Raw genomic sequence first — 17,175 nt, forward strand, 5'->3', positions numbered from 1 at the left:
GGGTCGCCGATGCTCCCGCACGTCACGATACCGCCGTCGTTCGCCGTCCTGCTGGAGTACTTCCGGCCGTGTTTCACCGCGCCGAGCTTCGCCGCGTTCCGGATGCTGGCGACCGGGCTGGTCGCCGCGCCCGGGCGGCGCACCGTCGTCGGGATGCTCGTCGGCGCCGGCCGCCATCGGGACACCCCGCACCACCGGGCCCACTACTTCTTCGCGAAGGCCGCCTGGACGCTCGACGAGGTCGGCGACACGCTGGCCCGTCTCGTCGTCGGTCTGCTCACCGGCCCCGGGCCGATAACCGTCGTCGTCGATGACACCCTTTTCCACCGCGCCGGGCGGAAGGTCTTCGCCGCGGGCTGGTTCCACGACGGCGCCGCGAAGGGCGAGACGCCGGTCGGCTTCGGCAACAACTGGGTCATCGTCGGTGTCGTCCTGCGCGGCACGGTCTTCGCGCGGCCGATCTGCCTGCCGGTCTACGCGTGCCTGGTTGTCAAGGGCACCATGTCCGGCTCCCGGCTGTGGCTCGCCGCCCGCGCCGCGGCCCGGCTCGCCCGCCTGTTCCCGGACCGCCAGGTCCACGTCGTGGCGGACTCCGCCTACGCCGGCGGCGAGCTGAAGTCCCTGCCACGCAACGTGACCTGGACGACTCGACCGCGTGCCGACGCCGCCCTGTTCGCGCCGGCCCCGCCGCGCACCGGCCGCCGAGGCCGCCCCCGCGTCAAGGGCGACCGGCTCGCCACGATCACCCAGCTCGCCGCCACCGCCGACTTCCGCCCGACCACCGTCACCCGCTACGGCCGCGTCCACACCGTCGACGTCGCGGTGACCGTCTGCCTGTGGTACTCGGTGTTCGGCCCCCGCCTCGTCCAGCTCGTGCTCGTCCGCGAACCCGGCCGCCCGCTGCTCGCCCTGATCAGCACGGACCTGTTCAGCCGCCCCGCCACGATCGCCGAGCGGTACGCCGCCCGCTGGGCGGTCGAGGTCGCGATCGCCGACGCCAAGCAGCTCTTCGGCGTCGGACAGACCCACACCCGCACCGCGCAGGCCGTGCGGCACGCGGTCCCGTTCGCCCTGCTCGCCCAGACCCTCACCCTGACCTGGTACCTCACCGCCGGCCACCACGACTCCGACGTCGCCGACGCCACCGCCCGCGCACCCTGGTACACGACCAAGACGACCGTCTCGACCGCCGACGCCCTCGGCAAGCTACGCCGCGTCCTGATCACCGCGCGTTTTCGCCCAGCTGACCCCGTCACGCCCACCGCCGCGGAAATCCACACCCTCCACCTGGCCTGGGACACCACCGAGCACGGCCTCGCGGCCTGAACCCGCCCCACCAGCCACCCAGACCGGCCCCTGACCGGCCCACAGCCCCCGGAACAGCCCAAAACAGGCACCGACCCGAGGCGACAAACCACCCCAAACACCCGCACCACACAAACAGCTCACCACGATCGAACAGAAACCTCATCACGCGAAGACAAACCAACATTCCCGATCAAGAAGAACGCGAAAGTCGAGTTATCTCAACTCCACCCAGAATTACGAGGGCCGCAATTTCGAGCCGTCCGGTCAGCCGTTCTTCCTGTACCTCCGGAACCCGGTTGCGACACCGTCCAGCCCAGTCGCGCTGATCGAGCACGACCGACCAGGTCGCCGGAACGATGATGTCAACTCCCCCGAGAACTGCCGTCAGTTCAAGCCGCGCCCCGTGGCCCGGCAAAGACCGCGTCCAGGGCTCGCTTTGCCTCCGGACCGGGACAGCCTGTCGCAGATCCAGCACGAGGCCACCAGCCGCGACATAGATTGTCGCTTGGACAAGACCGGTCGCACCACTTACGACATACCGAGAGTCCGCGACGCAGACCTCGCGGGGCCAATTGGCTCGGTCACCACTGGCCGGCGCATGTGCGCGTGGGGTGACCAGAAACCAACCTACGGGGAGTAGAGCGAGCGGAAGTCCCGCCCGCGACCAGGTGTCCTGGAACGGATTGGCGGTGATCAGGAGCAGCGCTACCCCGGCGACGACAAGCACCAAAGGGCCGCGGAGCGACTGCCTCGCGTCGACCAGCCTCAGGAGCCCGGCGAGGCCGAGGACTACGATCGCCAGCGGCCACCATTGGCGGATGATTGCGTCGAGATTGTCAGCGAGGGCTGGCTCGGCAGCGAACACCCGGATGAGCTGAAAGCTGCTCCAGCTCAGAATCGCCACACCAACAAGGATCCGGGCGCGCACGACACCCCCCGTTCTGCAGGTCATCCACCCGCCCGCGCCTGGCCCTCGCCCTGCCCGCTCCGGGTTGGCGGCGTCGACCGGTCCAGCCGCGTCGCCACCTCACCTGCAACGGATCATTCAACCAGCCATCTCCTCGGGCCTGCGATCGACCCCGCAAGTCCGCAGGCGGGTCGCTGTTCGCGTTCGAGCGTGGTCGCATCGCTGATGCTGTGGGGGTGCCAGGAGCCGGCCTGAGCCCGTGATCGGCCCCGCTCCTGACCCGAAATCCGGCGCAACGTGAGGCAGGCTCGCGCCCCACCGGCGGCGACCACGCTGGAGCGGCTGCCCCGCGGCGGGGACCTGGCCGAGGGCGCGATCGGCACCCCGGCCTACAGGGGCGGTGTCGGACGAGGTCCGGTCGCTCCGAGATCGAGGCCAGGCACGCGTAGTCTGCATCTATGGGTAATCAGTCGATTGCGGAAAGTACGGTGACGGTCTGCCTCTGCGGGGACGTGATGCTCGGGCGCGGCGTGGACCAGATCCTGGCGCACCCCGGCGACCCGCGTCTCGAGGAGGATCAGGTCCGCGATGCGCGCGACTACGTGACGTCGACCGAGCACGCCCACGGCCCGATCCCCCAGCCGGTCGACGACCGCTGGCCGTGGGGAGACGCGCTGGCGTCACTGGTCGAGGCGGACGGCCCGCGCGTGGTGAATCTGGAGACGGCCGTCACCAGCGGCGGCGAGTTCGCTCCGGACAAGGCGGTCCACTACCGGATGAGCCCGCAGAACATCGGATGTCTGACCGCCGCCCGCCTGGACGTGTGCGCGCTCGCCAACAACCACGTCCTCGACTTCGGCCGCCGAGGGCTCATCGATACCAGGGACGCGCTCACCGCCGCGGGGATAGCGGCACCTGGCGCCGGGCGGGACGCCGATGAGGCCTGGCGGCCGGCGGTGGTCCCCGTCGTCCCGAACGAGGACGGTGACGCCGCCGTCAGTGACGGCCTCGGCGCGAAGCGGGGCAGCGCGCCCGTCCCGCGCGAGGCCAGTCAGCGGGCTGGTCCCAAGGCCCGGCGGGTGCTCGTGCTGGCGTGCGCCGCCGCGACGAGCGGTGTACCGCCGGGCTGGGCGGCGACGGCGGCGCGGGCCGGCGTCGCGCTGCTTCCGCCACCCTGGCGCGTTGACGTCGACCGGACCGTCGACGAGGTCCTCGGCCGGATCGCGCCGGCGCACCGGCCGGGAGATATCGTGATCGTCTCGATCCACTGGGGCTCGAACTGGGGCTATGGCATCGACGACGACCAGGTCCGTCTCGCGCACGGTCTGGTCGACGGTGGTGTCGACGTCGTGCACGGCCATTCGTCGCACCATCCGCGCCCGGTGGAGATCTACCAGGACCGGCTCGTGCTCTATGGCTGCGGCGACTTCGTCGACGACTACGAGGGGATCACCGGTTACGAGCGGTTCCGCGACGACCTGCGCCTGCTGTTCGTCGTCCGCGTGGACGCCGGTACCGGCGCGCTCGTCGACGCCCGGCTGATGCCGCTGCGCGCTCGTCGGCTCCGGCTCGAACATGCCGACGCCGAGGATGCGACCTGGCTCGCCGACACCCTCGACCGCATCAGCCGTCCCTATGGCGCCTGCTTCGACCTCGACTCCACCGGTCGCCTCGCCCTGCATCCGACCTGACCTCCGCTGCGGGATCGGGCCAGCGTGTCGAACAGCCATCCGCGCGGCGGCGATCCGTCGCTGTCGCGGACGCCCGCGCCACAGATGGTGGTGAGGAGTGCGCCACGGGCCGACCAGATGGCGGGTGCCAGCACGATCGGCAGGACGAGGATCGCGACGATCAGCAGCCAGCACGCGACCAGCGGCGCGGACCCGAGCCGGGAGGCCGCGAGTCGCAGGCCGGCCAGCTCCGGCGCCTCGCTGTTCGCCCATCGGCCTGGGTGGAGCTTAGGTAAACCTCAGCTCCAGAGGCAAGGAGAAGGCGTGGCGTCCGCTCCCTCCGCTACTGTCCGAGTTCGCTCGATGCCGCTGGCCGGCTCGGGAACGCCCGGTCGAGCTGGGTCTCGCGCTGGTCCCATGAGCGGATCGCGGCCCGCGCGTCTGGACGTTCTGGCGCGACCGACACGCGGGCCGACGACGAAACGCGGCCGGACGCCGACCCTGCCCGCCGCCGAGCGAGATGACCGCGAACTCTCCACCACAGGCGGCAAAACAGCCTCCGAGTATTCGGGCAGAAGCGCGTTTGTCGCGAAAGGATCCCTACGTCTGATCGTCCCCGGGTGAAATCGCGCGTGCAGCCGGCTGCCGTTAGCGTGCTCGTCGCGCAGGTAACGACACTCCCATTCGGCTAACGGAAGACGAGGCCGCAGCCGGCCCTGTTCTTCGCATCGTTCGGGCAGGGGTGAAAGGTGGCAATCTCCCACGTCCTTACCGAACTGGAGGCCGCGGACGGCGGCAGCGAGACCGCGAAGAAGCTCCCGGAGATCACGCTGGCGTTCTGGATCACAAAGATCGCCGCAACCACTCTCGGTGAGACCGCAGGCGATCTTTTCGCACAGACCTTCAGGATCGGCTATCTTCTGACAACGGTCGTCTTCTTCTCGGTCTTCCTCGTCACCCTGGCCCTCCAGCTGCGTGCCAGGCATTACCGCCCGTTCTTCTACTGGACTGTCATTCTTATGACCAGCCTGGCCGGGACCACGATCTCCGATTTCATGAATCGTGACGCCAGCGCGAAGTACCTGTCTGGCGGAGCCGGCTCGCTGGGCTGGGGCCCACAGGGGCTTGGTCTGGGATACCCTACCGGGGCTGTGGTCCTCATGTCGCTGCTGGCGGCCATCTTCATCACCTGGAAGGTGACCGGTCTCACCCTCGCGATCCGCGACATCGTCACTCTGAAGGGCGAGGCGCTCTTCTGGTCCGCCATTCTCGTATCGAACACGCTCGGGACCTCGTCGGGCGATTTTCTGTCCGACACCTCGGGGCTTGGCTATGCCGGCGGCGCGCTGTTCATCGTCGGCATCCTCGGTCTCCTTCTTGCGTTGAGACATGTTCCCGTAGTGTCAGAAGTGATGTTGTTCTGGGTGGCGTTCGTGCTTACCCGTCCGCTTGGTGCCACGGCGGGGGATTTCCTGACCAAGCCAGCGGACAGGGGCGGCCTGCAGCTGGGCACGCTTGGCTCGTCGATGTTCCTGCTCGCGATCCTGTTCGGTTTCGTCGGCTATGCACAGCTACAGGAGCGGCGGCGCGCGGTTCCCGACACCGCACGGCCGCAATTCCGTAGCGGCCTCCAGTGAGCATATTACCTCTCAGGAGGGCGCCTCATGTCGTCGGGCCCTGCCCGAAGAAGACTGACGCTGGAAAAGGTTCAGTCCCTCTGGGCGCCTGCCATTATTGGAGCGGATGAACCAGGGGCGGCAACACCGGCCCAAGTAATCCGCTGCGGCCCGGTCACCAGCCAGACGGTTCCGCCTCGACCACCACCCGGCTGCGGTATGGCTCGCCGTACCAGCCGGCACGGACACCGGTGCGATGCCCGCCGGCGGGGCCACGTCCTCGGCTGCTGGCTGGCGCTGGACATCGGTTTCGGTCCAGGCGAGGCAGGCGACGAGGACGCCGATCACGAACGTCTCGGCTACGGCGACAGTCCTGTCGCCGTAGCCGAGACCGTGCAGGTCACAGTCCTTGCCGAGCCAAGCTCAGCGGCGAGGACCCGCGGGGCTGGTATCTGCCCCACGGCGTGCTGGGGATCGCCGGCGAGCAGGTCGTCCCCGATCGCCGTCCACGGCAGCGCAACCCTGGGGAAGAGCCTCGCCGACGCCGGGCTGGTCGACCGCTACCACCTGCTGGTCTTCCCCGTGCTCCTCGGCGCCGGGAAGCGGCTGTTCAGCGACGCCGACAAGGACAAGTCCATGCTGAAGCTCGTCGAGTTCGAGGCCTACGCCAACGGCGTCCAGAAGCAGGTCTTCGACGTCGTCCGCTGAGCCCCCGGCCGGTCAGGACGCGGGGATCGGCGCGCCAGCCCTGGCCAGCGGGACGGACACCGACACCGAGAGCGACGCGGTGCCGTGAGCGCCCTGGGGCGCGAACAGGGCCGATCCAGCCACCACCTGCAGGACGAGGTGGCTGCCCGGGGTCACGTGCCAGGCGACATCGGCCAGGTTGACGGTGACGCTGTGCTGCCGCCCGTCCAGACTGAGCTTGACGGGGGTGGCCTGGTTGCCGACGACGAGGTGCCGGTCGGCATCGACGAGCTGCGCGTACGCGGCCGTCGCGGCCCGGTCCGCGGTGCCCTGGTAGGTGACCGTGAGCTTCGGTGCGCCGAGGATCTCGCCGGCGGCCGCGGGCGCCGGGACGGCGGTCTCCACGGCCGCTCCGGCGGCGGCCGGGGCCGCGGCGGTCGCTGAGCCGGTCGTAGCTGCCGGGTCAAGGGTGAGGGTGCCCTGGCCGGTCGCCGTGAGGGAACCGGCGCTCGCGGGCGGGAACGTGTCGGCGCCGAACCAGGTGCCGGTGTCGTCGACGTACTCGAACCCGGGACCGGTCGCCGTGCCGGTCCGTTGCCGCAGGTACCGGTCGAGCCAGCTGATCGTGAGCTGCTCGGTGTGGTCGGCTGGGCCGGGGTTCGTCAGGCACTCCCCGTGACCGCCGCAGAACCAGGCCATCTTCACCGGAACCCTGCCGCGCAGCGCCTGGTAGTTCTCGACTCCCTGTGCGAGGGGGAAGAGCGTGTCCACGGTGCCCTGAAGGATCAGCGTCGGCACATGGATCTTCGCCAGCAGCAGGTCCGGCCCGTGGTCCTCGAACCAGGCCAGCGTGCCCGCCGACAGTGGGGTGTCCGTGCGGCTCGCCTGGCAGGAGTCGAGCACATGGGGATCGAGGCGGTTCTTGCCGCTCCGGCCGATCTGGCAGAGCAGGCCGTCCCACCCGGCCTTGTTGACGGTGCCCGGGTAGAGGCTCTCGGTCAGGGAATGCCAGGCGATCGCGGGGACGATGACGTCGACCCGCTGGTCCGAGGCCGCGGTGATGAACTGGATGCCACCGCCGTAGCTTCCGCCGACCATGCCGACGCGGGGATCGCCGGTCGCGTCGAGCTGCGCCTCTGGCTGCCGGGCGAGCCAGCTGATCAGCGCCGTCACGTCGCGGCCCTCGAACGGCGCGTAGTCGGTGTGCGCGGTGCCGCCGGACCGGCCGAAGCCGCGTGGGTCCCAGGTGACGACGTTGTAGCCGGCGGCGACCAGCGGGGCGATGCTGCCGAGGGCGGCCGTCGGGTCGGTCTCGCCGGGCTGTCCCCAGCCGGGGCCGTCCAGCACGGTGGGCGCTCGTCCGCCCGCTCGCAGGCCCTTGGCGGGGAAGAAGTGCGTCACGATCTTGGTGCCGTCGAACGACGCGACCGTCGTCGACCGGGCGGCGACGGTGGCGCCGGTGCCCGCGGTGGCCGGCGCGGCACCCGCTGCCGCCCGCGCCGCCGGCCGGTCCGGCGTGCCGCCGCCGCAGGAACACAGGGCCAGCAACGCGACGATCGCGCCGGAGACCAACATCGGAAGCCGCCAGCGGTTCATCATCATCCGCACCCCTGACGTATCCGCGCGCTGACGGCCAGAGCCAGCCGAAACGCCGGACTGGATTGGAAATCAAGCCTGGTGAGGTTAACGCCCCAGCTCACACCCGTGCCACCAGAATCCGGCCTCAGCCTGGATCAGAAGCGGTGAGCGTGATCGTCGCCGGTGGCCGGTGGCCGGTGGCCGGTGGCCGGTGGCCGGGAGCCGGCTGGGGCACTGATCGCTGCCTTGGCCCTATGGTGGCTACGAAACGAGCCCGGCTGCGACCATCCGAGAGCCGAAACGGCGATCAATGAGCGTGCGCGCGGACTCCAGGCTGATCCCTGGGATCTCGGCGAGCCGTTCCGGCGGGCCCAGCCGCGCCTGACCGTGGTCAGCGGCGGGACCGCCTGCGCGGCGCAAGAGGCCAGCCAGGCGAAGCCCGAGGCGGCGGCTAGGCCGGGAACGGCGCCCGCGGGACCGGCGCGGGCGGGAACGGCTGGCCCGACAGCGAGGCCAACGCGTGGACGAGCGCCTGGGTGCCGTCCCGGCCACGATCCTGGGCCTGCAGCGCGACGTACAGCTGGTGCGCGAGTGCCAGTCCCGGCAGGGCGAGACGGGCACGGCGCGCCTCGGCCAGGGCGATGCCCAGGTCCTTGACCATGTGGTCGACGTAGAAGCCGGGGGCGAAGTTGCCCGCGATCACCCGCGGCGCGAGGTTGGTCAGCGACCAGCTGCCGGCGGCCCCGCCGCTCACCGAGGCGAGCACCTGCTCCACGTCCAGGCCGTTGCGGTAGGCGTAGAGCAGCGCCTCACTGATCGAGACCATGGTGGAGGCGATCAGGATCTGGTTGACCATCTTGGTGTGCTGGCCAGCGCCCGGACCGCCCTGGCGCACGATTGCCCGGCCCATCGCCTCCAGGCAGGGGCGCACGGCCTCGAGCGCCTCGGGGGCGCCGCCCACCATGATCGATAGGGTGCCGTCGCGGGCGCCGACGTCGCCGCCGGAGACCGGGGCGTCGAGCGCCAGCACGCCGCGTTCGGCCGCCGCGGTGGCGATCTCGACGGCCAGCGCCGGCTCGCTCGTCGTCATGTCGACCAGCACGGTGGCGGGGCGGGCCGTCGCCAGCGCGCCGTCCGGGCCGAGCAGCACCTCGCGCACGTCCGCGGGGAACCCGACCATCGAGAAGACGATGTCGGCGTCGGCGGCGAGCTCGGCGGGGGTGTCCGCCCAGCTCGCACCCGCGTCGAGCAGCTGCTTGGCCCGGTCTCTCGTCCGGGTGGCGACCGTCAACGGGTAGCCGGCGCTCAGCAGGTGGCCGGCCATCGCGGCACCCATGACGCCCGTACCGATCCAGCCGACGCGGGTCGTCCCCGGCGTCGCGGTGGGCGGTCCGGCGGGCGAGGGGTTCTGCTCGCCGCCGGCGGGCTGCGTGGCTGGCATTGCGAGAGAGTCAGACACGTTGTAACACTAGCCGTCAGTTGTTCCGGCGGCGCGAGTGAATGCATACTCAGTAATGCTGCCTTCTGAGGGGACGTCGACATGCGTGACGCGGTGATCGTCGAGGCGGTTCGGACGCCGGTCGGTAAGCGCAACGGCGGGTTGTCGGGGGTGCATCCGATGGACCTGTCGTCGCACGTCCTGGAGACCCTGGTGGCGCGGGCGGGCGTCGACCCGGCGCTGGTGGAGGACGTCATCTGGGGCTGCGTCGGCCAGGTCGGCGAGCAGACCTTCGACATCGCGCGGAACGCGGCGCTCGGCGCCGGTTTCCCGGAGTCCGTGACGGGCGTGACCGTCGACCGGCAGTGCGGCTCCTCGCAGCAGGCGGTTCACTTCGCCGCCGCAGGCGTGGTCGCCGGCCAGTACGACGTCGTCATCGCCGGTGGTGTCGAGTCGATGTCCCGGGTGCCGATGGGCACGTCGCTGATGGGCAAGATCCCGTTTGGCGACCGGTACCTCGCGCGTTACCACAACGTGTTCCCGGACCAGGGCATCGGCGCGGAGATGATCGCCGCGAAGTGGGGCTTCTCCCGCACGCAATGCGACGAGTTCGCGCTCGGCTCGCACGAGAAGGCCGCGGCGGCCCAGGACGACGGCCGGTTCGACGCGCAGATCGCCGGTGTCACCCTGGCTGACGGCACGGTCATCACCAGGGACGAGGGCATCCGCCGCGGCGGCACGGTCGAGGGCCTGGCCAACCTGAAGACGGTGTTCAGGAAGGCCGAGGACGGTGGCGTGATCACCGCCGCCAACTCCTCGCAGATCTCGGACGGCTCGGCCGCCCTGCTGATCACCACCAGCGAGAAGGCCGCCGAGCTGGGTCTCACCCCGCTCGCCCGGATTCACACCGCGGTCCTCGCCGGCTCCGACCCGGTGATGATGCTGACCGCGCCGATCCCGGCGACCCAGAAGGTGCTCGCCCGCTCCGGGCTCAAGCTCGACGACATCGGCGCGTTCGAGGTCAACGAGGCGTTCGCCCCGGTGCCGCTGGCCTGGCTCGCCGACATCGGCGCGGACGCGAAGGCGCTCAACCCGCTCGGCGGCGCGATCGCGCTCGGCCACCCGCTCGGCGGCTCCGGCGCGCGGATCATGACGACGCTCGTCAACCACATGCGTGACAACGGCATCCGTTACGGCCTGCAGGCGATGTGCGAGGGCGGCGGCCAGGCCAACGCCACCATCCTCGAACTGCTCTGACCCTCGCGGCAGCGGTTCCGGGCCAACGTCTCGACGGGTGATCGTGACCGGCGGGCGGGCGGCAGCATGCCCCGCGAAAGGTGGTGGCGTCCGACCCGCCCCTCTATGCTGACGCTGATGTCAAATTCGGAGGAGGGGCAGCCTTGGCTCAGCGCGTCGTCGCGGAGGGCCTGTTCGACTGGCCGTCGGACGAGCCCCGGCTCATCGGATCGAAGTGCCAGGTCTGCGGCCTGGTCGCGTTCCCCGCGTACCCGAACTGCCCGAAGTGTGGCTCGTTGGACACCGCCGAGACGCGGCTGTCCACCCGGGGCACCCTCTGGACCTGGACCAGACAGCACTTCCAGCCGAAGAACCCGCCGTACCTCGGCACGGAGCCGGCGAACGAGTTCGTGGGCTACGGCGTCGGCTACGTCGAGCTTCCGGAAGCCAGGATCGAGGCCCGGCTGACTGTCGGCGTCGACGAGCCGTTGGAGATCGGCCAGGAGATGGAGCTGACGGTTGTCCCGTTCGCCACCGACGCCGACGGCACCGAGGTGCTGACCTACGCCTTCCGTCCCGTCGGAAAGAACTGAGGCGGCCGCCATGGACGACGTTGCGATCATCGGTGTCGGCCGAACCCCGTTCGGCCGCTTCCCGGGCCAGACCGCCATTCAGCTCGGCGCCCAGGCGGTGCGTAACGCGCTGGGCGATGCTGGCCTGGAGTGGAAGCAGATCCAGTTCGGCTTCGCCGGCAGCTTCGAGGTCGACAACCCCGACGCGGTCATCAACTTCCTCGGCCTGACCGGGATTCCGATCACCGACGTCTACAACGGCTGCGCCACCGCGGCCAGCGCGCTGACCCAGGCGGCGAACACGATCCGCCTCGGCGAGTACGAGATCGGCATCGCGGTCGGGATGGACAAGCATCCGGCCGGCGCGTTCGCCTCCTACTCGGAGGAGTACGGCCTGCCGGCCTGGTACGGCGAGACCGGCCTGTTCCTGACGCCGAAGTTCTTCGCGATGAAGATCCAGCGGTACATGCACGATCACGGGATCACCCCGGAGACGCTGGCCAAGGTCGCGGCGAAGAACTACCGCAACGGTTCGATCAGCCCGTACGCGTTCCGGCGCACCCCGATGACCGAGGAGAAGATCCTCAATTCCCGGATGGTCAACGACCCGCTGACGCAGTACATGTTCTGCTCGCCGGACGAGGGCGCGGCGGCGGTCATCCTGTGCAAGGCCAGCGCCGCGCACACGTACACGAGCAAGCCGATCTACCTGAAGGCCTCGGTCGTACGGACCCGCAAGCTGGGCGCGTTCGAGGTGCACAGCCCGTGGCTGCCGATCGAGCGGGACGACGCCCCGACCGTCTACGCCTCCCGGGCCGCCTACGAGATGGCGGGCCTCGGACCGGAGGACGTCGACATCGCCCAGCTTCAGGACACCGACGCCGGGGCCGAGGTGATCCACCTGGCCGAGAACGGCCTGTGCAAGGACGGCGAGCAGGAGCGTCTGTACGCCGAGGGCGCGACCGAGATCGGTGGCAGCCTCCCGGTCAACACCGACGGCGGCCTGATCGCCAACGGCGAGCCGATCGGCGCCTCCGGCCTGCGTCAGGTCTACGAGCTGACCCAGCAGCTGCGTGGCACCGCCGGCGACCGTCAGGTCCCCGGCAGCCCCCGCGTCGGCTACGGCCAGCTCTACGGCGCCCCCGGCACCGCCGGCGTCGCCATCCTGTCCGTCTAGGAGCCTCAGGCGGACGCTCTGGCGGAGCACCTGGCGGCGTATGCGGACCACGACCTGGTCACGTCCGCTCTCAGCACGGTCGAGGTGGCAGGCGCGCTGACAGCGGCTGGCGGCGCTGGGACTGCCGCCCGTGTCGTCCCAAGTGCTGACCGGATCCGGATCGGGGAAGGCGTTGTCCCCGTCGTAGCGCTCACGGGAGCGGTCCTCGGCCTCGCTCGGGCACTGCCGCCCGCTGTGCTTCGTTCGCTGGATGCCATCCACCTGGCCACGGCCATGCTCGCGGGCAAGAATCTTGACCATCTGCTCACGTACGACAAGCGCATGATCGAGGCCGCGGAGGCAGCCGGGCTCAGTGCCCGCGCACCCTCCTGACTTCAGAGGACTGAATCAGGCTGGCGGCAGGCTGGAGCGAAGAAGTAGGTCTCCGCGGTGACGGGGCCCGGTCGGCGTCGACGATTTCGAACGCCGGGAAGGACGATTTCGAACGCCGGGAGACTGTCGTCGTCGATACGCCCGCGACCGGTACCATCTTCCCCTGCTCGGCCGGGAGCGGCCGCGACGGCCCGCCGACGGCGCGCCAGACAGCACGAAGCGCGCGGCACCCGGGGTTCCGGGCACCGCGCGCTTCGCCGTGCGCTACAGCAGGACGGGCAGCTTCGCGAAGCCGCGGACGGTGCTGGTGTGCAGCCGCTCGATGTTCTCGGTGTCGATCTCCCACGTGGGGAAGCGCCTGAGCGTCTCCTCCAGGGCGACCCGGCCCTCCATCCGGGCCAGCGACGCGCCGAGGCAGAAGTGCGGGCCGTGCCCGAACGTCACGTGGCTGTCGAACCGGCGGTGGATGTCGTACACGTCGGCGTCGGGGTACTTGCGCTCGTCGCGGCCGGCCGACGCGGTCAGCAGCAGCACCTTCGAGTTCGCCGGGATGGTCTCGCCGTACAGCTCGACGTCGCGGGTGGTCCACCGGCCCTGCACGGGCGACGGCGCCTCGTAGCGCAGTGTCTCCTCGACGGCACCGCGCAGCAGGGACGGGTCGGCGACGAGCTCGGCGCGGGCCTCGGGGTGCTGGGCGAACAGCGAGCAGGCCCAGCCAAGCAGCCGGGCCACGGTCTCGGTGCCGGCGGAGACGAGCAGGTTGGTGAAGTCCGCCGCCTCCTTGGTGGTGAGCCGCCGGGCGTCGGCGCCGGTGCCGATCTCGGCCTCGGTGAGCGCGGTCATCACGTCGTCGCGCGGGTTCTTGCGCCGGGCGTCGATCTGCTCCGAGAAGTACTCGTGCAGCTTGATCTGGGCCATGAAGGAGATGTCGTTGATCATCCCCTTCTCCGGGTCCAGGTGGAAGGTCGCGTCGATCGCCTCGCGCACCTCCTCGCGGTCCGCCGGGTCGACGCCGATCAGCTCGGAGATGACCTTCGACGGCAGCTGGGCGGCGAAGTCCTGGACGTAGTCGAAACCGGACCCACCGATATGGGGGTCGAGCATCTGGGCGGACAGCTTGCGGATGTGCTCTTCGAGCGCGGCGATCCGCCGCGGCGTGAAGCCGCGCGAGACGAGCACGCGCATCATCGTGTGGGCCGGCGGGTCCATGAAGATGATGAGACCGGTGTCCAGGGGATCCGGACCCATGATCTCCAGCACCGTTCCGTGTGCGGAGCTGTACGTGTCCGGGTCCAGGTGGGCGTCGTCGACGTCCTTGTGCCGGGGCAGCGCGTAAAAGTCGAACTTCTCGTTGCGGTAGACCGGTGCCTCGTCGCGCATCTGGCGCCACACCGGGTACGGGTCCATGTCGATCGTCTTGTCGAACGGGTCCCAGTACAGTTCCGTCACGGTCGTGACCTTCATTCCTCGGGTCGAAACGAACGATGCCGGTGGGCGGGGTGCCCCCGGCCGCGGCAGGTGGTCGCCGGCGCCACGGCGCACCCGGCCGGGCGCCTCGCATTCCACCAGCCGCTAGCCGCCCCGGTCGAGGTCCGAGACCTTCGGAGGGGGAGGGCGATGGACTCCCGAGTGACCGGCGAACGGCCCGATGCCTCGGGCCACCCGCGCGGCGGGCGGAGCAGCGGACGCGGTGGACGGCATGAACACCGCTTCCGCTGCCCCGGGCGCTACGCCTGTACGAAGCGGAAAACTACATTCCTCTTGAACGCGGCTCAAGTGGCCGCGACAGGCAAACGTTACCTGCCCGCCGGCTGCGCCGTCTGTTCCGCCGCGAGCGCGGGAATGACCTCGCTCTCGACCAGGCGCAGGCTCTCCCAGGCGATCTCCGGCGGGATGCCGCCCATCATCGGAGTGAGGTTGCACAGCGCGAATGGTCCCTGTTCACGAAGCTCGTTGACGAGCTCGGCGGGCGTCAGCACCCGGTACTGGCCGGTCTCGCGCAGCGCCTCGGTCGACTCGGCGGCCTGGAAGACGCTCGCGGTGCCGCTGCCCCCGGCGGTGAGCCAGGCGCCGTAGGCGTTCGACTCGTGCAGCGCGTAGGGCGCGATCTTCTCCCAGCCGGCGTCGACGTCATGGGCCACGTGGATGAAGGTCGCCGTGCGGCCGAACCGCGGTCCGGGGTCCGGCCGTCCGAGCTTGATCGTCTCGTCGCGGTAGAACTCCCAGGTGGCCCCGTCGGTCGGGGTGAAGCCGATGTCCAGGCGGGCGGCGCGCCGGCCGGCGGCCTCGGAGCTGCCACCGAGGGTGATGCCGGGGCCCTTGGGGGAGTAGGCGGCCGGCGTGACCCGGACGGTGCGGCCGCGGTACTCGAACGGCTCGCCGGTCCACGCCGCGCGCAGCGTGTGGACGGCCTCGGTGACGCGCCTCGCCCGTTCCTTGACGGGTACGCCGAACATCTCGAACTCGGCGGGGACGTAGCCGGCCGCGAGGACCAGGTCGAGGCGGCCCGCGGAGATGTGGTCGATGACCGCGGTGTCCTCGGCGAGGCGCAGCGGGTCGTGGAACGGGGTGATCAGTGCCGCGATCGTGATCCGGACGGTCTTGGTCCGGGCGGCGACGGCGGCGGCCATCGTGAGCGGACTGGGTAGGTACCCGTCGTCGGAGCCGTGGTGCTCGGAGAGGCCGAAGGCGTAGAAGCCCAGCCGGTCGGCCCACTCCGCCATGTCCAGCGCGGCCCCGTAGCGTTCGGACATACTCGTCTGGGCTAACGGCGGATTGCGGAAGTCGAACCGCATTGAGAAGATCGCCACCTGGCTGCTCCCTCCGTGGCGGCCGTCACATCAGGCAGCCGCCGCAGGGTGTGAGTGTACCAACATCGACGTCGGTGTCAGTAATGTCGGTGTGTTAGCGCGGTGGCAAGCGAGCAGAGGGGGTTGGGGACGTTGGACCTGAACGGACGCGTGGCGATCGTGACCGGCGGCGGCGGCGGTCTTGGCGCGGCGACAGTGCGGCACCTGATCGGTGTCGGCATGAAGGTCGTGGTCGTCGACAAGTTCGGCGACGCCGCCGAGGCGGTCGCCAAGGAGTTCGACGAGGGCGTCGCGGCCGCGGTCGCCGGTGACACCACCGACGACGACGACGTGGCGGCCGCGATCGCCGCCGGCAAGGCGCTGGGCACGGTGTCGCTGCTGGTCAACGTCGCGGGCGGCGCCACGGGCGGCGGGCGTACCGTCGGCAGGGGCAATGTCCCGCACGACAAGGACGTGTTCGTCACCACGCTGGCGATGAACGCGATCGGCACCTTCAACTTCAGCCGCCTCGTCGCGGCCGGCGCCTTCGCCGGCAACGAGCCTGACGAGTATGGCCAGCGCGGCGTGATCGTCAACGTGGGCTCGCTCGCCGGCCTCGAGGGCCAGACCGGCCAGATCGCCTACGGCTCGGCCAAGGCCGCGATCCTTGGCATGACGCTGCCGATGGCCCGCGACCTCGCGGTGCTCGGCGTCCGTGTCTGCGCGATCGCCCCCGGCACCATGGGTACCCCGAAGATGGAGAGCGTGCGGCCGGAGATGCTGGCGGCGCTCACCAAGGACATCGTCTTCCCGAAGCGGCTCGGGCGGCCGGAGGAGTTCGCGCTGCTCGTCGAGTCGATCGCGCGCAACCCGTACCTCAACGGCGAGAACATCCGGCTCGACGGCGCGCTGCGCTTCTCGGCGAAGTAGCCGGCCGTGTTCAACGTTGACGCCGTCATCGGCTCGCTCGCGTTAGAGCCGGTCGGCGAGGACAGCTATCGCGCGGGCAACGTCCCCTCGCCGGGCCCGGTCGTCTACGGCGGGCAGCTGCTCGCCCAGTCGATCGCCGCGGGGCTCGCCGGCCAGGACGGCAAGGCGGTCAAGACCCTGCACACCGTCTTCGCCCGCGCCGGCCGGCCGGGCCTGCCGCTCGATATCGCCGTCCAGCGGCTCAGCTCGGGCCGCACGATGGCAAGCAGCACGGTCACCATCAGCCAGAACGGCAAGGTGGTCAGCCAGTCGACGGTGCTGCTCTCGGTGGACGAGCCGGACTTCATCCGGCACGTGGACAGCCGCCCGGGCCTGGAGCCGCCGAAGCCGGGCGAGCCACTCGACGGTGGCCACGGGCGGCCTGGCGCGCCCGGCGACTGGGAGGCGTCGATCGTCGACGCCGTCGACCTCAACGACCCGGACGCGGTCGGCCCGGCCGAGCTCGACGTCTGGACGCGCTGGCCGGGCGCCCCCGGCGACCGCGGCACCAGCCAGGCGCTCGTCGCTTTCGTGACTGACGGCTTCTCGATCGGAACGGCGATGCGCCCGCACCCGGGCGTGGGCCAGGCGCTGTCGCACCGCACCATCTCCACCAGCGTGCTGTCGCACACGATCACGTTCCACGAGCCGGTGGCGGCCGGCGACTGGCTGCTGCTGTCGACCCGGGTCCCGTACACCGGGCACGGCCGCGGCTACGGCAGGGGCGACATCTTCGCGGCCGACGGCGCGCTGGTCGCGTCGTACGTGCAGGACAGCATGATCCGCGCGATGGCACCGGCCGCGGCAGGCAGTCACCGGCTCTGACGAGCGGAGCGAGCTCGACCTTTACATCTGG

14 protein-coding genes and 1 pseudogene are annotated in these 17,175 nt (G+C 70.5%); 10 read left to right on the plus strand and 5 right to left on the minus strand.

Annotation, left to right across the window (positions count from 1 at the left end; genetic code table 11):
• Positions 1-9 precede the first annotated feature (9 nt).
• Complete coding sequence (locus FRADC12_RS20580; RefSeq protein ID WP_045877864.1) at positions 10-1,326, plus strand: IS701 family transposase; 1,317 nt, start codon at positions 10-12, stop codon at positions 1,324-1,326.
• A gap of 172 nt (positions 1,327-1,498) precedes the next feature.
• On the opposite strand, the gene FRADC12_RS31590 is transcribed toward FRADC12_RS20580, so the two are convergent.
• Entirely contained in the window at positions 1,499-2,236 is a 738-nt protein-coding gene (locus FRADC12_RS31590) for a hypothetical protein (protein ID WP_198152990.1), read from the minus strand.
• Positions 2,237-2,703: 467 nt separating this feature from the next.
• On the opposite strand from FRADC12_RS31590, the gene FRADC12_RS20585 reads away from it, so the two are divergent.
• The 3 genes from FRADC12_RS20585 to FRADC12_RS35065 all read left to right on the plus strand — a co-directional run bounded on the left by FRADC12_RS20585 (position 2,704) and on the right by FRADC12_RS35065 (position 6,209).
• Positions 2,704-3,906, plus strand: a complete 1,203-nt coding sequence (locus FRADC12_RS20585) for a CapA family protein (protein ID WP_232303928.1) — start codon at positions 2,704-2,706, stop codon at positions 3,904-3,906.
• A 728-nt stretch (positions 3,907-4,634) separates the two neighbouring features.
• Positions 4,635-5,522: a COG4705 family protein gene (locus FRADC12_RS20590; RefSeq protein WP_045877866.1), complete on the plus strand. Its 888-nt coding sequence runs from the start codon at positions 4,635-4,637 to the stop codon at positions 5,520-5,522.
• 198 nt (positions 5,523-5,720) lie between these two features.
• Positions 5,721-6,209, plus strand: coding sequence for a dihydrofolate reductase family protein (locus FRADC12_RS35065; RefSeq protein WP_232303929.1), 489 nt, complete (start codon positions 5,721-5,723; stop codon positions 6,207-6,209).
• 12 nt (positions 6,210-6,221) lie between these two features.
• Here the strand turns inward: FRADC12_RS35065 and FRADC12_RS20600 are convergent, their stop codons facing one another.
• The gene (locus tag FRADC12_RS20600; protein ID WP_045879946.1) at positions 6,222-7,790 is read right to left on the minus strand and encodes an alpha/beta hydrolase family protein; all 1,569 of its coding nucleotides are present in this window, start codon (positions 7,788-7,790) and stop codon (positions 6,222-6,224) included.
• A 427-nt stretch (positions 7,791-8,217) separates the two neighbouring features.
• Positions 8,218-9,225 carry an NAD(P)-dependent oxidoreductase gene (locus FRADC12_RS20605; RefSeq protein WP_232303930.1) on the minus strand — a complete coding sequence of 336 codons (1,008 nt, stop codon included), beginning with the start codon at positions 9,223-9,225 and terminating at the stop codon, positions 8,218-8,220.
• 81 nt (positions 9,226-9,306) lie between these two features.
• Here FRADC12_RS20605 and FRADC12_RS20610 point away from each other — a divergent pair, with 81 nt between their 5' ends.
• From FRADC12_RS20610 to FRADC12_RS20625, 4 genes and pseudogenes are all read left to right on the plus strand, one after another.
• Complete coding sequence (locus FRADC12_RS20610; protein ID WP_045877868.1) at positions 9,307-10,461, plus strand: thiolase family protein; 1,155 nt, start codon at positions 9,307-9,309, stop codon at positions 10,459-10,461.
• 143 nt (positions 10,462-10,604) lie between these two features.
• Positions 10,605-11,033 carry a Zn-ribbon domain-containing OB-fold protein gene (locus FRADC12_RS20615; RefSeq protein ID WP_045877869.1) on the plus strand — a complete coding sequence of 143 codons (429 nt, stop codon included), beginning with the start codon at positions 10,605-10,607 and terminating at the stop codon, positions 11,031-11,033.
• Between the two features lie 10 nt (positions 11,034-11,043).
• On the plus strand, positions 11,044-12,189 hold the full coding sequence (locus tag FRADC12_RS20620) for a thiolase family protein (protein WP_045877870.1): 1,146 nt from the start codon (positions 11,044-11,046) through the stop codon (positions 12,187-12,189).
• Between the two features lie 12 nt (positions 12,190-12,201).
• Positions 12,202-12,561: pseudogene (locus tag FRADC12_RS20625) on the plus strand (PIN domain-containing protein); the annotation flags it as partial.
• A gap of 264 nt (positions 12,562-12,825) precedes the next feature.
• Here the strand turns inward: FRADC12_RS20625 and FRADC12_RS20630 are convergent.
• Positions 12,826-14,010, minus strand: coding sequence for a cytochrome P450 (locus FRADC12_RS20630; protein WP_084011390.1), 1,185 nt, complete (start codon positions 14,008-14,010; stop codon positions 12,826-12,828).
• 347 nt (positions 14,011-14,357) lie between these two features.
• Positions 14,358-15,371: an LLM class flavin-dependent oxidoreductase gene (locus FRADC12_RS20635; RefSeq protein WP_232303931.1), complete on the minus strand. Its 1,014-nt coding sequence runs from the start codon at positions 15,369-15,371 to the stop codon at positions 14,358-14,360.
• A gap of 132 nt (positions 15,372-15,503) precedes the next feature.
• Between FRADC12_RS20635 and FRADC12_RS20640 the strand changes: the two genes are divergently transcribed.
• A complete protein-coding gene (locus tag FRADC12_RS20640) occupies positions 15,504-16,280 on the plus strand; it encodes an SDR family NAD(P)-dependent oxidoreductase (RefSeq protein ID WP_045877872.1) in 777 nt (258 codons plus the stop codon).
• A gap of 6 nt (positions 16,281-16,286) precedes the next feature.
• Positions 16,287-17,144, plus strand: coding sequence for an acyl-CoA thioesterase (locus FRADC12_RS20645; RefSeq protein WP_045877873.1), 858 nt, complete (start codon positions 16,287-16,289; stop codon positions 17,142-17,144).
• Positions 17,145-17,175: the final 31 nt, after the last annotated feature.

Source organism: Pseudofrankia sp. DC12 (genome assembly GCF_000966285.1).
In the GTDB taxonomy this organism is placed as follows: Bacteria; Actinomycetota; Actinomycetes; order Frankiales; family Frankiaceae; genus Pseudofrankia.

Excerpts from the sequence above, each read along its gene's own strand:
- FRADC12_RS20600 (WP_045879946.1), bottom strand. The coding sequence starts at position 7,790 with ATGATGATGAACCGCTGGCGGCTTCCGATGTTGGTCTCCGGCGCGATC.
- FRADC12_RS20580 (WP_045877864.1), top strand. The coding sequence starts at position 10 with ATGCTCCCGCACGTCACGATACCGCCGTCGTTCGCCGTCCTGCTGGAG.
- FRADC12_RS20610 (WP_045877868.1), top strand. The coding sequence starts at position 9,307 with ATGCGTGACGCGGTGATCGTCGAGGCGGTTCGGACGCCGGTCGGTAAG.
- FRADC12_RS20620 (WP_045877870.1), top strand. The coding sequence starts at position 11,044 with ATGGACGACGTTGCGATCATCGGTGTCGGCCGAACCCCGTTCGGCCGC.
- FRADC12_RS35065 (WP_232303929.1), top strand. The coding sequence starts at position 5,721 with ATGGCTCGCCGTACCAGCCGGCACGGACACCGGTGCGATGCCCGCCGG.